Origin of the sequence: Pseudoalteromonas sp. BSi20495, assembly GCF_000241185.1 — a bacterium.
Taxonomy (GTDB): domain Bacteria; phylum Pseudomonadota; class Gammaproteobacteria; order Enterobacterales; family Alteromonadaceae; genus Pseudoalteromonas; species Pseudoalteromonas fuliginea.
Genome location: NZ_BADY01000042.1, coordinates 1 through 14,792, shown reverse-complemented (window position 1 = coordinate 14,792; position 14,792 = coordinate 1). Strand labels below are relative to the sequence as shown.

The window sequence follows — 14,792 nt, the reverse complement described above, 5'->3', positions numbered from 1 at the left end:
CAATTATAAATAAGCGATACACCATGTTTAAATTACAGGCACAAAAAAGCCCACTTATAGTGGGCTTTTTACAAACCGGATAGGCTTACTTGTGACGTAATTGCTGAATTACGCGTAACTGAGCAACTGCTTCTGCCAGTCGCGTAGCCGCTTGTTGATAATCAAACTCAACAGCTGACGAATTCGCCATATGTTCTTCAGCTTCACGTTTAGCTTTTTGTACAGAATCTTCATCTAAATCTTCACCACGAACCGCAGTATCTGCAAGAATCGTGATGTGATTTGGTTGAACTTCTAATGTACCGCCAGCAACATATATCACATCTTCGTGACCAAATTGCTTAACTAAACGTACCATACCAGGTTTAAGGGCAGTTAGTAATGGAGCATGGCCTAGGTTTACACCCAGCTCGCCTTCACTACCAGATACTTGAATCGATTCAACAAGACCAGAGAACAAACTCTGCTCAGCGCTTACTACGTCAAGATGTACAGTCATAGCTGTCATACTACCCTCCTAGTTACATGCCTTTGGCTTTTTCTTGAGCTTCTTCGATAGAGCCAACCATGTAGAACGCTTGCTCTGGCATATCATCAAATTCACCGTTTAAGATGCCTTTAAAGCCAGCAATTGTATCTTTTAGTGATACGTATTTACCAGACGCGCCTGTAAACACCTCTGCCACGAAGAATGGCTGAGATAGGAAACGTTGGATTTTACGTGCACGAGATACAAGTTGCTTATCTTCGTCAGAAAGCTCGTCCATACCTAGGATTGCAATGATGTCTTTAAGTTCTTTATAACGCTGAAGAACTGTTTGAACGCCACGTGCTGTATCGTAGTGCTCTTGACCAATTACTTGTGGGTCAAGTTGACGTGAAGATGAATCAAGTGGGTCTACCGCTGGGTAGATACCAAGTGATGCGATATCACGTGAAAGTACTACTGTTGCGTCTAAGTGAGCAAAGGTAGTTGCTGGAGATGGATCCGTTAAATCATCCGCAGGTACGTATACCGCTTGGATTGATGTAATTGAACCAGTCTTAGTTGAAGCGATACGCTCTTGAAGCACACCCATTTCTTCAGCAAGTGTAGGCTGGTAACCTACCGCTGATGGCATACGACCAAGAAGTGCAGATACTTCTGTACCAGCAAGTGTATAACGGTAGATATTATCTACGAAGAAAAGTACATCGCGACCTTCATCACGGAACTTTTCAGCCATAGTAAGACCTGTTAACGCTACGCGTAAACGGTTACCTGGAGGCTCGTTCATCTGACCGTATACAAGCGATACTTTATCAAGTACGTTTGAATCGTTCATCTCATGGTAGAAATCGTTACCCTCACGTGTACGCTCACCAACACCTGCGAATACTGAGTAGCCGCTGTGCTCGATTGCGATGTTACGGATAAGTTCCATCATGTTTACAGTTTTACCAACACCGGCACCACCGAATAAACCAACTTTACCACCTTTAGCAAACGGACATACAAGGTCGATAACCTTGATACCAGTTTCTAAAAGCTCAACTGAACTTGATTGCTCTTCGTATGAAGGCGCTGCACGGTGAATAGACATACGGTCTTCTTCGCCGATTGGACCCGCTTCATCGATTGGCTCACCAAGTACGTTCATGATACGACCAAGTGTTGCTTTACCAACTGGAACTTGAATCGATTCACCTGTATTCATAACTAAAGCACTACGACGTAAACCATCAGTAGTACCCATAGCGATAGTACGCACTACACCGCCACCTAGCTGTTGTTGAACTTCTAAAGTCAAACCAGCTAAATCGCCATCTGTTACTCTTAGTGCGTGGTATACCGCTGGCACGCTATCTTGTGGAAATTCAATATCCACAACGGCGCCGATAATTTGGACGACCTTACCTAAACTCATGTCTATTCCTCTCGTTAATCTTTACCCGAAGCATTAAACTGCTGCTGAGCCAGAACAAATCTCACTAATTTCTTGTGTGATTGCTGCTTGGCGAGCCTTGTTATAAACAAGCTGTAGCTCGTCCATAAGGTCACCTGCGTTATCAGTTGCAGCTTTCATTGCAACCATACGAGCAGCCTGTTCTGAGGCAGCATTTTCTACCACACCTTGGTATGCTTGAGACTCAATAAAGCGTACTAACAAAGACTCTAAAATAGCCTCTGGGTTTGGCTCGTATAAGTAATCCCATGTGTGAGCAGATACTTCTTCTTCAGCTTTTGGCAAAGGGAGTAACTGATCTATAATTGGCTCTTGCTTCATGGTATTAACGAATTTGTTATATACCAAGAATAAACGGTCTATTTTGCCTTCAGAAAATGCATCAAGCATAATTTTTACAGGACCAATAACGTCTTGTACTGAAGGTTTATCTCCTAGGCCCGCTTTTTTAGCGAGTAGTTGACCACCAAAACGTTGAAAGAAGCCTGCTGCCTTACTACCTAAAGTAGCAAATTCAGCATCAACACCTTTCTCTTTCCACGCTTTAACATCAAGTGCAACTTTCTTAAACTCGTTTGAGTTTAGACCGCCACACAGACCACGGTCTGTAGAGATAACAATATAACCAACTCGTTTTACTTCACGATCTTTTAAGAACGGGTGAGTAAAATCAAGATTTGCTTGAGCAACACGACCAATTACTTCACGTAATTTATTAGCGTATGGACGGCTTGAAGCAACGCGTTCTTGCGCCCTTTTCATTTTAGACGCAGCAACCATTTCCATTGCGCTAGTGATCTTTTGAGTGTTTTTAATACTCCCGATCTTGCTTTTAATCTCTTTTCCGCTGGCCATGACTCTCTCTCCGAATCAAGGTGTGCTTTAGTTTCCTAAAGCGCACCATTAATAACTAAATTACCAAGTTTGCGTAGACTTGAACTTCGTAAGAAGTTCTTTAAGCTGCGCTTCGATCTCGGCATTCAAGTTACCAGTTTCATTGATTTGAGCCACAAGCTCTGCGTATGTGCTAGTTGCATAAGAAAGTAAAGCTGCTTCAAAGTCACCGATTTTCGCGATTTCGATGTCTTGAAGGAAGCCTTTTTCAGCGGCAAATAACGACAAAGACATTTCAGCAACAGACATTGGCGCGTACTGTTTCTGCTTCATTAGCTCTGTTACACGCTCACCATGCTCAAGTTGAGCACGAGTAGCATCATCAAGGTCAGACGCGAACTGCGAGAACGCAGCTAATTCACGGTACTGAGCTAGGGCTAGACGGATACCGCCACCTAGTTTCTTAACGATTTTAGTTTGTGCAGCACCACCAACACGCGATACCGAGATACCAGCATTTACTGCCGGACGGATACCTGAGTTGAATAAGTCAGTTTCTAAGAAGATCTGACCATCGGTGATAGAGATAACGTTAGTCGGTACGAACGCAGAAACGTCGCCGCCTTGAGTTTCAATGATTGGCAATGCCGTCAATGAACCAGTTTTACCTTTCACTTCACCATTAGTGAACTTTTCAACGTAATCTGCGTTTACACGCGATGCACGCTCTAAAAGACGAGAGTGAAGGTAGAATACGTCACCTGGGTATGCTTCACGCCCTGGTGGACGCTTAAGTAGTAATGAAATTTGACGGTAAGCAACTGCTTGCTTAGACAAATCATCATATACGATTAATGCGTTTTCACCACGGTCACGGAAGTATTCACCCATAGTACAGCCCGCGAACGGTGCTAAGTACTGAAGTGCCGCAGATTCAGAAGCAGATGCAACAACTACGATAGTATTTGCTAGTGCACCATGCTCTTCTAATTTACGAACTACGTTTGCAATAGTAGATGCTTTTTGACCAATCGCAACGTACACACACTTAACACCTGTGTCTTTTTGATTGATGATTGCATCGATTGCTAGTGCAGTTTTACCTGTTTGACGGTCACCGATGATAAGTTCACGTTGACCACGACCAACTGGAATCATCGCATCGATAGATTTATAACCAGTTTGAACTGGCTCATCTACTGATTTACGCTCGATTACACCTGGTGCAATTTTTTCTACAGGTTCAAACCCGTCGTTATCTAAAGCGCCTTTACCATCGATTGGAGCACCTAGTGTGTTTACAACACGACCAAGTAGACCAGGACCAACAGGAACTTCTAAAATACGACCAGTTGTATATACTTTTACGCCTTCAGTAAGGTCAGCGTACGGACCCATTACTACTGCACCAATTGAGTCGCGCTCAAGGTTTAGTGCGATAGCATAACGGCTGCCAGGAAGCTCAATCATTTCACCTTGCATACAGTCAGCAAGACCGTGGATGCGGATGATACCGTCAGTAACAGATACAATAGTACCTTCGTTACGAGCTTCACTTACAACTTCGAACTTCTCAATACGTTGTTTGATCAGATCTGAAATTTCAGTGGAATTAAGTTGCATGCTCTTTTTCCCAATTACGATTGTAGTGTTGTAGCTAAGCGGCTTAATTTACCGCGAATAGTACCGTCGATTACAGTGTCGCCAGACCTAATAATAAGTCCACCAACCACTGACGCGTCTTCACTACAATTCAGCTTAACTTTGCGTGCGAAACGTTTTTCAAGTGCCGCTACCAATGACTCTTGTTGCGCAGCAACAAGAGGAGTTGCAGAAATCACATCTACTTCGATTTCTTTATCGTATTGTGCTTTAAATTCAGCAAATAACTCAGCAACGTCAGGTAGAGCTGTCAAACGTCCATTTTCAGCCATCACCTTAACTAGGTTCTGACCTTGTTCGTTGAGCTGCTCAGCACAAAGTTGAATAAATAATTCAGCTTGTGCAGTAGCTGTAGGCATACCTGCTAAAGCAGATGATGCTTGTTCATTGCTGGCTACGTGGCCTGCAAAGAACAACATATCATTCCAGCTTTCTAGAGTGCCTTTCTCAACGGCAAGTTCAAAAGCCGCTTTAGCGTATGGGCGAGCGATAGTAGTCAAATTAGACATGCTCATACCCTCCTAATTACAGCTCAGCGACAAGTTTTTCAACGATGTCACTATGTGCGGCTTGATTAATTTCACGCTCTAAAATACGTTCTGCACCAATCACTGCCAGAGTTGCTACTTGCTTACGTAGCTCTTCTGTTATGCGATTACGTTCAGACTCAACTTCAGAGTGCCCTTGAGCAATGATACTTTCACGCTCTTGCTGACCACGAAGTGTTTCTTCGTCAACAATTAGCACTGCACGCTTTTTAGCTTGATCAATGATATCAGCCGCTTGAGCTTTTGCATCTTTAAGCTGTTCAGCAGCTTTCTTTTGCGCAAGTTCTAAGTCTTTTTCGGCTCTATCAGAGGCAGCTAAACCATCTTCGATTTTTTTCTGGCGAGCTTCAATTGCACCGTTTAGTGGTGGCCATACGTATTTCATACAAAATAATACGAACACCGTAAACGCAATCAATTCACCGATAAGAGTGGCGTTTAAATTCACAACCGCTCCTCCTTAAATAGTAAGCTGTTCAAAAAATAAAATTAAAGTACGAACAACAATACCATAGCGATACCAACACCAATCATTGCTACAGCATCGATTAGACCAGCAAGAATAAACATCTTAACTTGTAGCGATGGTGCAAGCTCAGGTTGACGCGCACATGCTTCAAGGAATTTACCGCCCATGTTACCAAAACCGATTGCTGTGCCGATTGCACCAAAGCCGATTAGTAAAGCTACTGCGATATACTTAAGACCTAATACTAGTTCCATTTTTTCTCCAAAGTTTCAATTGTAAATTAAAGTTAAATATTAAAGGTTATAAAAATTAGTGATTATCTGAGCTTGCCATACTTAGGTATACGATTGTTAGCATCATAAATACGAATGCTTGCAATACAATTACTAAGATGTGGAATACAGCCCAAACAAAATGCAATGGTAATTGCATAAATCCGATAGCGCCGATCAAGATGAAAATCAATTCACCTGCATATAAGTTACCAAACAAACGTAGCGCTAATGAAAACGGTTTAGAAACCAGCGCAATCAGTTCAAGTAATAAGTTAAACGGGATTAAAAGGATTTGTAGTGCAGTATTATTTGAACTAAACGGGTGAAGTGTTAGTTCTTTAATAAAACCACCGATGCCTTTTATTTTAATTGAGTAGCCTATCATTAAAATAAATACGCCAAGCGCTAGCGCAGCAGTCATATTAATGTCAGTCGTTGGTACAATTTTCATGTACACATCGTGTGAATCCATACCAAACGCAGTTTCACCAACAAAACCAGCTAATGCAGGTAAAAAGTCAACCGGTATTAAATCCATTAAGTTCATTAAAAATATCCAAACGAATATTGTTAATGCTAATGGTGCAATAAGCTTGCTTTTACCATGGAAAGTATCACGTACGTTGTCACCAACAAACTCTACTACCATTTCAATGAAACATTGAAATTTTCCAGGTACACCTAGTGTTGATTTTTTAGCGGCACTACGAAAGATCCATAAAAATATAAGACCTAAACCGATAGACCATGCGAGGGTATCTATATGCCATGTCCAGAATCCACTGTCCGTACATGCTTTATTGAAGGCGAGACCTGTATCGGTCGAGCACATCTTAGCATTGGTCAAATGGTGCTGGATATGGCCAGATAGAGTAACTTCTTCTGCTGCCATGTTATATCCCAAAAGTTAATGTTTAAAAAAAACGGGTGCGAACAATCCAGTAAAGAGCGCCAGTATATAAGTACTAAAAAAGGGTAATAAAATTACCGGAAAATGCTTCAGTACTAGCGCAAACAATACAATTGTTAGCATAAATTTTAATCCGTTGCCGCGTTTCAACGAGGCATACGCTTGATTTGCTCGACTTGCACCCATATACCTAAATGCATAAAGTGCAAATACAAAGTGCGGAAGTACTGCGACAAATCCACCAGCGAGTGATGAAAGCGAAGCATTGGCTCCCGAACTAAAAAAAATAATTACAGCAGCAACTAATGCTACAACACCCTGAAGGCAAATTAACTTTAATACGGCAAGTCTATATGGACTCGCTAACTTATCAGTCACGTTTAGTTAACCTTTATTGCGTTCTAATTGTTAGGGTGTGAAAACTGGCGAAATTATACTTAATCCTGCCAGTTTTGCAACTTGAGTAGACGGTTTGTAACACGAAATAGCTACAAATGTCTCTTTTTAGACATGTAGAAAACTAATGGTGGGTATTGTCTTGATTAATGCGATTTAAAATGCCGTCAAGCTCATCCAAATTAGTATAAGAAATAACAAGCTTACCTTTACCTTTTTTATTGTAATTTATTTCAACTTTGGCACCTAGGTTTTCAGCAAGTTGTTGTTCTAACTGCTTAACATCTGGATCTTTTTCGGTTATTTCTTTAGCTGGCACTGGTTCTAAAATTGAGCGAACTAACTTTTCGGTTTCTCGAACTGTTAGTGCTTTAGCGACAGCTAAACGAGCAGCATCAGACTGCGCTTCGCCTTCAAGGGCTAACAGGCAACGAGCATGGCCCATTTCAATATCGCCATGCTCTAACAAAATCTTCACATCGTTATTTAAGTTATTTAAACGCAGTAAGTTAGTTACAGTCGTACGTGATTTACCTACCGCATCAGCTACTTGTTGATGTGTTAATTCAAATTCTATTAGTAAACGATTAAGTGCAACCGCTTCTTCCATGGCATTTAAATCTTCACGCTGAATATTTTCTATCAGTGCAATCGCAACGGCAGCTTCATCGGGTACATCTTTAATAATACAAGGTACTGTTTCAAGCTTAGCTATTTGCGCTGCGCGCCAACGACGCTCACCGGCGATAATTTCAAAGCTATTATGTGCAATAGGGCGCACAACAATAGGTTGAATAATACCTTGTGAGCGAATAGAACTAGCAAGCTCTTCTAGCGCCTCTTCAGACATGTCTTTACGAGGTTGGTATTTACCAGAGTGTAAAAACTCTATTGGAAGTTTTTGTAATTCACTGTTATTTGGCCCAGCTGCATTTTTCACAGCTTCAGTCACGTTTGATGTGTCTTGTTCCTTGCTTGCGCTCGGTGCAGGCTTTGACGAACTTAAAAGTGCATCGAGTCCTCGGCCTAAACCTCGTTTTTTAGCAGACATGTTATTTTTTTACCTCAAAGTTAGGCGACAACGGACGCTGTTTTTTCTTTTCTGCGTAACATTTCACCAGCGAGTGCTAAATACGCTTTAGCGCCACTTGATGCCCGATCATAATACATAGCTGGAGCACCAAAACTAGGTGCTTCGGCTAAGCGAACATTACGTGGGATCACCGTACGGTATACTTTATCGCCAAAATGTTGTTTTAATTGTTCTGATACATCATTTGCCAAACGGTTACGCGGGTCATACATAGTACGAAGTATGCCTTCAATTTGTAAGCTCGGATTCACTAATCTAGCAAGCTGCGTAATCGTATCCATTAATGCGGTTAACCCTTCAAGTGCATAATACTCACACTGCATTGGTACCAAAATAGAATCAGCCGCAGCCATAGCATTAACAGTTAACATATTTAAAGAAGGCGGACAGTCTATAAAAATAAATTCGTACTGGTCCTGAATTTTTTCAAGCGCGTTACGTAAACGCACCTCACGGGCAAATAATTCCATGAGTTTAACTTCTGCAGCGGTTACATCACCGTTTGCAGCAATCATATGGTATTCGCCAGACGTTTCTTTGATGATAACGTCTTCTATAGGTTTATCTTCAATAAGTAAGTCGTAAATAGTTGGCACATCGCCGTACTTATCTACGCCACTCCCCATAGTCGCATTACCTTGCGGATCGAGATCAATTAACAGCACTTTACGTTTCGTTGCAGCCATAGACGCAGCGAGATTAACAGCGGTTGTAGTTTTACCCACTCCACCTTTTTGATTTGCTAATGCGATGACTTTTGCCACAGTGTCTCTGATCCCTAGTCTTTAGAAAGAATAATTAAATGTCGTTGTGCATCTAACTTAGGCACTTCTAATGCAATTTTTTGCTCAAACTTGACGCCTGCAGGTAATGACTCTAGCTCTTCGCTAGGGAACACGCCTTTAAGTGCTATAAATTTACCCGAATGATCAATTAAGTGCGAACACCAGTCAACCATATCTTGTAATGAAGCAAATGCGCGACTGAGTACGCCGTCTAATTTAACACTTGGTTGATATTCTTCAACTCTAGACTGCACAGGGGTTACATTATCAAGACCTAGTTCATGTTTAACATGCATTAAAAATCGCACACGTTTACCTAAACTATCTAATAGCACAAAATGTGTATTTGGTAATGCAATTGCCAACACGATACCGGGTAAGCCAGGGCCTGTACCTACATCAATATAATGATGCCCGGGTAAATGAGGCGCAACAACTAAACTGTCCATAATATGCTTAATCATCATTTCTTCAGGTAAACGTACTGAAGTTAAGTTATAAGCTTTATTCCACTTATTTAATAACTCAACGTAACGGACTAGCTGTTGCTGTTGTTTTTCTGTTAGCGCAATATCAGTTTGCGCTAACAATGTAGTTAATTGTTGCTGTAACACTATGTACCCTTATCGTTACGCAGATTTGCGTAATAAGCCTTGCTTCTTCAGATACACCAATAATAGCGAAATCGCCGCAGGGGTGATACCAGAAATACGCGATGCTTGACCAATCGTGTCAGGACGTGACTCAATAAGCTTAGCAACTACCTCATTTGATAAACCAGATACGGTTTTGTAATCAAACTCTTTTGGTAAAATTGTTTGCTCATGACGAAGCTGCTTATTGATTTCATCTTGTTGGCGCGCAATATAACCTGCGTACTTAGTATGGATCTCAACTTGCTCGAGTGCTGCTTTATTTGTGAATTCAGATCCCAATCCGTCAATAGCCATCAGATCGTTGTAACGAATCTCCGGACGGCGAAGTAATTCTTCTAAGCTTGCTTCACGCGTAAGCGGGGTTTTAAGTAATGCGTTTACTTGATCTACAACGGCATGATCTTTGTGGATCCATGTATCTTTAATGCGTTGTTTCTCTTTTTCGATTACTTCCATTTTTTCGTTAAATGCCTGCCAGCGTTCGTCATTAACCAAACCAAGCTCACGGCCTTTTTCAGTTAAACGAATATCAGCATTATCTTCACGAAGTAATAAACGATATTCAGCACGGCTAGTAAACATACGGTAGGGTTCTTTTGTACCCAGTGTTGCTAAGTCGTCGATTAATACACCAACATAAGCTTCATCACGACGTGGTGTCCAAGAATCTTTGCCTTGCACTTTTAGCGCAGCATTCATACCTGCAATTAAGCCTTGTGCACCTGCTTCTTCATAGCCGGTAGTACCGTTAATTTGACCCGCGAAAAATAAGCCTTCAATAAATTTAGTTTCTAAAGACTGTTTTAAATCACGTGGATCAAAGTAGTCATATTCTATTGCATAGCCAGGTCGACAAATATGTGCATTTTCAAAACCAGAAATAGATTGCACAATCTCAAGTTGTACATCAAACGGTAAACTAGTCGAAATACCATTTGGATATAATTCGTATGATGTTAAACCTTCAGGCTCAACAAATATTTGATGTTTATCTTTATCTGCAAAACGAACAATTTTATCTTCAATTGAAGGGCAGTAGCGAGGACCAATACCTTCAATAACACCTGAGTACATAGGTGAGCGATGTAGGTTTTTACGAATAACATCATGTGTTTTTTCGTTTGTGTAAGTGATGTAACACGGTATCTGTTGTGGGTGATCTGATTGTTTACCCATAAACGAAAACACAGGTGTTGGTGTATCACCAGGCTGTGCTTCCATTTTTGTAAAATCAACAGTACGTGCATCAATACGTGGCGGTGTACCTGTTTTTAAACGATCAACTCTAAATGGATGTTCACGTAAGCGATCAGCTAAAGCAATTGAAGGAGGATCGCCTGCACGGCCGCCTTTGTAATTTTCTAACCCTATATGGATTAAGCCACCTAAAAAAGTACCCACGGTTAAAACAACACTTGGTGCACTAAAACGCAAACCCATTTGAGTTACTACGCCAGTAACACGATCGTTTTCAACAATAAGATCATCACACGATTGTTGAAAAATTTTAAGATTATCTTGATTTTGCAATGTTGTTTGAATAGCCGCTTTGTACAAGGCGCGATCTGCTTGTGCTCGAGTTGCACGAACAGCAGGTCCTTTTGAAGAATTTAGTGTACGAAATTGGATCCCGCCTTTATCAATGGCCTGTGCCATTGCACCACCAAGCGCGTCAATTTCTTTTACCAAATGACCTTTGCCTATCCCACCAATTGCTGGGTTACAAGACATTTGACCAAGGGTATCCATATTGTGAGTCAGTAGCAGGGTATTCATCCCCATACGGGCAGCTGCTAATGCGGCTTCAGTGCCAGCATGTCCACCACCTACTACGATAACGTCAAAATTTTCGTGAAAAATCATTAATGGGATCCTACTTAAATCAAACCGGTAAACTTCAAAAGGGAGCGTATTCTACCTAGAAATTGGCAGAAGATAAATGATTAAACAGTGGGCAAGATCTAAGTATGTGATCTCTAATAATATAAAGGATCTTTTAAAGAGATCTTTTATTACTATTACTACTACTGATCGACTTTTCTGTTGATAAGGTTTAGATCTTTATTAAAAACATCAAATTAGATCAGATCTAAAGGTGTTAATATGATCGGATCATCCCGCAAATAAGCTCTGATCAAAAAGGCACTTTATGCACAGGGCTGAATAAGTTAGATCTTATCCCATGGATAAGCATGCTTTAAAAAGCAGTTTATTCAATCTTTATCCACAAAATATATTAAATTATTAGTAAATTGTGGGTAACTTTATATGTAACTTTTTACTTTATCTCTCTATTTTAAGCCTGTTTTGGTTATCCAAGAGTCTAACCATGCTAATGCGGTGTCCTCTGGTAGTGCTTCATCGAGAATATTAAGCTCTAAGCGTTCTGCTACTTTTATAGCGCCTTTTTGAGCTAATAAGGCATCTATATTACGTCCAGCTTGGTTGTAAGTGTCATAACTGGTATCACCTAAAGCGATTACTGAGTATTTTAATTGAGATAAATCATTAGCTTGAGTCACATCTTCAACAAAGCTAATAAAGTTTTCAGGGTAATCACCTGCGCCATAAGTAGATGTGCAAATTAACCAAATGGTATTTTGCTGATCAATATCGCTAAATTCAGGTTGATCATGTAGTTGTGTAGTAATACCAAGGTTATTTAGCGCGTCGCTTAGTTGCTCTGCAACATACTCGGCTGATCCCATTTGGCTGCCAACAATAAGATTTACTGAACTCATGAATATTAGTGATCACATTAGTTTTAATTGTTGCCTATGATAACCGAGTGAGTATAACAGTAAAGTTAAGAGTGTTATTTTGTATAACTATTTTTGTAGTAATTTTACACTGCTTTTTTAGAGAGCCTTTAACTTATTGATAATTAATAGATTAACAAATTATCTTTAAATGTAATCTTCTTATCAAGTTGTTGATAAGGTTGGGGGAAGCTATGTTTAAAGTGATTTTTAGGTTGTTTTATATTCGCTAAGCTATTGATATTACTTATTAGTCAAAAACTGAATTGCAAATTTTTCGATCGAAAATACATGTTGATCATAATGTGGATATAAAGCCTGTTGATAACCTCAAATACAGATCAAAAATAATTTTAAAAAATGATCTAATAGAGCAGATCTAATGAAATTAATAAAAAATAAGCTTATAAACAGGTAAATTTTAATTGATCGCGAGTTTTTTGCGGCTGATTTACCTTGTTTTGGTATTTATTTGAGCAAAAAAAGCTGGCTTTGTGGATAAGTGATCTGGATATTTTTAATTTAATGTAGGTTTAGAGCCGTTATTTTTAGTGAATGGGCTGGGTAAAGCTGTTTTATTACAATATTTTCGATTTTAATATGTTTGTATTATTTTACTAAGAATGAAATATTTATTCTTTTTAGAACAGTAATCAAGTTAATTTTTTGCCTTAAAGGCAAGAAATTTTGAAAATAAACCGGATAACTTTGGTAAAAACATAAGCTCTGAGCCATAAATAAAAGCAATAATTTCGTTTGATTAGTAAGCTGTTTAATCGCTATAGAGTTCACTTAGAATATAATTCTCCCTATGGATTGGGTATTCGATAATGCTTTAGTTTTTTATTAATTAGTACTACTATATTTTTGATGATAAAAAATATAGTAGTACTAATTAATAAGGAGATTAGATTATGTCAGTTTATGCTCGTAAAGCTATAGCACAAAAGAGGCGTGTGAAAAAAATTGAACATGAGATAAAAAATGCTGGAAGTTATACTTTTATACAAATGAATAGTGATGAATTCTTAGATTTTTATGTTCACTCTAAGTTGAAACAAGGAAAAACGAGAACTCAAATTGCTGATGAAATGCATATTTTATTGGAAACAAAAAATAGCTTACCTATAAATTGGGTCGCCATATACAATTGGATAAAAAAAATTATCTTACAAGTTCCATTAATAGGAGATGTAAAAGCCCTAGCTTTTTTAGCTGCTGACTTAAGTAATAAAGGTGGAATTCTATCAAAATATAGAGTTAAAGTTTATTCAGGCTCTCCTACTCTAATAATGGAAGTTACACCTTCTCTTAAAAGTCATTTAACAGGTACTTTATATCTAGCGAAAAACCCCAAAATTTTTACAGTTGGTTTAGGTTACCAAGCAGCTAAAAGTGCTTTAAAAGGTGGAGTTGTTTTTACTTTATTAGCTTCTCCAGTGTTCCGATTTATAGATCAAATGTTGGAAGACCGTCTAACATGGCATCATTTTGTTGGTGGAGTTGCTGTTGATTTAACTATTGCCCTAGCCTCTGTTGGAGCTTCTGTTATGGCATTAGCGGCAGGTGCTGTTTTAGTTGGAACTACTATTGCAGCTGTCCCTCTGTTAGTCGTGGTATTAGTTGGGGGAGCTATTGGTATTACAGCTACATTTTTCTTTGAGGATGAGCTTAATCATCTAGTTGAGAAAATAGCACAATTCTTAATTAAGTATGAAAGTGAATTACTAAAGAAAATTAGCAGAAGAACTTTTACTTCTCCTGAGAAGCAACCACTTGAAAACCTAAAAAATATGAAGGGGTTATTTGGAATTCCTGACTTCGGAGATGTATTTTGAAATCTCATGAAGTTGTTTTTCACCCAGAAGATAGCTTATTAAAAAAAGCTATCTTTTATACCCTTTTTACTTTCCTTACATTGTTTTTTCTTTTTCTAGTATATTTATTTTTTAATGAAGCCTTAAAGTTAATTCAGACTATAAATGATATAAGTGAAGGGAAAATTTATTTTTTGAAGCAAAAGGGAAAAGCTTTTGGCTTTATTTGCTTTATCCCACTTTTATTTATACTTGCATATATGTTTGCTCATGGGATATTTAATAGACGTCCAAGTAAAAAAATATTAGGGCTAGTAATTAAAGTGGCTGTATTTTGTAGTTTTTTAGGTATACCTACGATGATTATTTCTAGTATATCAATGGCTAATTATTTTCATAATGAAGGGTTTGTAAATTGTACTTCCTACTCACCAGGGATGTCCTTAGATTTCTATGTATACGATGAGCAGTTTTGTAATGAGGAAGGTGTTGTTATTAGCTATAAAATTAAAAAATGGCTGTTAGAACAAAATGGACAAGGTGAGCCTAGTTTGGAGGAGTTTAATAAAGTGATTTCACTTTATTTATCTGAATATTATGAACTATTTAATTAAAGGGGCTAAATAAAATTTACCCCCTTTA

Annotated in this window: 16 protein-coding genes; 2 read left to right on the top strand and 14 right to left on the bottom strand. The window is 39.0% G+C overall.

What is annotated here, in order from left to right; translation table 11 throughout:
• Positions 1-85: 85 nt before the first annotated feature.
• The 14 genes from P20495_RS14120 to mioC form a co-directional block, all read right to left on the bottom strand.
• Positions 86-508: a F0F1 ATP synthase subunit epsilon gene (locus P20495_RS14120; RefSeq protein ID WP_007377666.1), complete on the bottom strand. Its 423-nt coding sequence runs from the start codon at positions 506-508 to the stop codon at positions 86-88.
• Between the two features lie 13 nt (positions 509-521).
• The gene (atpD, locus tag P20495_RS14125) at positions 522-1,907 is read right to left on the bottom strand and encodes a F0F1 ATP synthase subunit beta (RefSeq protein WP_007377665.1); all 1,386 of its coding nucleotides are present in this window, start codon (positions 1,905-1,907) and stop codon (positions 522-524) included.
• A gap of 33 nt (positions 1,908-1,940) precedes the next feature.
• A complete protein-coding gene (gene atpG, locus P20495_RS14130; protein ID WP_007377664.1) occupies positions 1,941-2,801 on the bottom strand; it encodes a F0F1 ATP synthase subunit gamma in 861 nt (286 codons plus the stop codon).
• 60 nt (positions 2,802-2,861) lie between these two features.
• Positions 2,862-4,403, bottom strand: coding sequence for a F0F1 ATP synthase subunit alpha (atpA, locus tag P20495_RS14135; protein WP_004335270.1), 1,542 nt, complete (start codon positions 4,401-4,403; stop codon positions 2,862-2,864).
• Between the two features lie 14 nt (positions 4,404-4,417).
• Entirely contained in the window at positions 4,418-4,951 is a 534-nt protein-coding gene (atpH, locus tag P20495_RS14140) for a F0F1 ATP synthase subunit delta (protein ID WP_008134949.1), read from the bottom strand.
• Positions 4,952-4,967: 16 nt separating this feature from the next.
• Positions 4,968-5,438, bottom strand: a complete 471-nt coding sequence (atpF, locus tag P20495_RS14145; protein WP_004335264.1) for a F0F1 ATP synthase subunit B — start codon at positions 5,436-5,438, stop codon at positions 4,968-4,970.
• 41 nt (positions 5,439-5,479) lie between these two features.
• Complete coding sequence (gene atpE, locus P20495_RS14150) at positions 5,480-5,713, bottom strand: F0F1 ATP synthase subunit C (RefSeq protein WP_004335261.1); 234 nt, start codon at positions 5,711-5,713, stop codon at positions 5,480-5,482.
• A 55-nt stretch (positions 5,714-5,768) separates the two neighbouring features.
• Positions 5,769-6,626 (bottom strand): F0F1 ATP synthase subunit A, encoded by an 858-nt coding sequence (gene atpB / locus P20495_RS20340; protein WP_024597178.1) that lies wholly within the window; start codon positions 6,624-6,626, stop codon positions 5,769-5,771.
• Positions 6,627-6,641: 15 nt separating this feature from the next.
• Positions 6,642-7,022, bottom strand: coding sequence for an ATP synthase subunit I (locus P20495_RS14155; protein WP_007377661.1), 381 nt, complete (start codon positions 7,020-7,022; stop codon positions 6,642-6,644).
• A 142-nt stretch (positions 7,023-7,164) separates the two neighbouring features.
• Complete coding sequence (locus P20495_RS14160) at positions 7,165-8,091, bottom strand: ParB/RepB/Spo0J family partition protein (RefSeq protein WP_007377660.1); 927 nt, start codon at positions 8,089-8,091, stop codon at positions 7,165-7,167.
• A 20-nt stretch (positions 8,092-8,111) separates the two neighbouring features.
• Positions 8,112-8,897: a ParA family protein gene (locus P20495_RS14165; protein ID WP_007377659.1), complete on the bottom strand. Its 786-nt coding sequence runs from the start codon at positions 8,895-8,897 to the stop codon at positions 8,112-8,114.
• A gap of 14 nt (positions 8,898-8,911) precedes the next feature.
• Positions 8,912-9,532: a 16S rRNA (guanine(527)-N(7))-methyltransferase RsmG gene (gene rsmG / locus P20495_RS14170; RefSeq protein WP_007377658.1), complete on the bottom strand. Its 621-nt coding sequence runs from the start codon at positions 9,530-9,532 to the stop codon at positions 8,912-8,914.
• A 15-nt stretch (positions 9,533-9,547) separates the two neighbouring features.
• The gene (mnmG, locus tag P20495_RS14175) at positions 9,548-11,437 is read right to left on the bottom strand and encodes a tRNA uridine-5-carboxymethylaminomethyl(34) synthesis enzyme MnmG (RefSeq protein WP_007377657.1); all 1,890 of its coding nucleotides are present in this window, start codon (positions 11,435-11,437) and stop codon (positions 9,548-9,550) included.
• Between the two features lie 428 nt (positions 11,438-11,865).
• Positions 11,866-12,315 (bottom strand): FMN-binding protein MioC, encoded by a 450-nt coding sequence (mioC, locus tag P20495_RS14180; RefSeq protein WP_007377656.1) that lies wholly within the window; start codon positions 12,313-12,315, stop codon positions 11,866-11,868.
• A gap of 932 nt (positions 12,316-13,247) precedes the next feature.
• Here mioC and P20495_RS21290 point away from each other — a divergent pair.
• Positions 13,248-14,171 carry a hypothetical protein gene (locus tag P20495_RS21290; RefSeq protein WP_008134944.1) on the top strand — a complete coding sequence of 308 codons (924 nt, stop codon included), beginning with the start codon at positions 13,248-13,250 and terminating at the stop codon, positions 14,169-14,171.
• The gene (locus P20495_RS14185; RefSeq protein ID WP_008134943.1) at positions 14,168-14,764 is read left to right on the top strand and encodes a hypothetical protein; all 597 of its coding nucleotides are present in this window, start codon (positions 14,168-14,170) and stop codon (positions 14,762-14,764) included. The genes P20495_RS21290 and P20495_RS14185 overlap by 4 nt, the downstream gene beginning before the upstream one ends.
• The last annotated feature ends 28 nt before the right edge of the window (positions 14,765-14,792 follow it).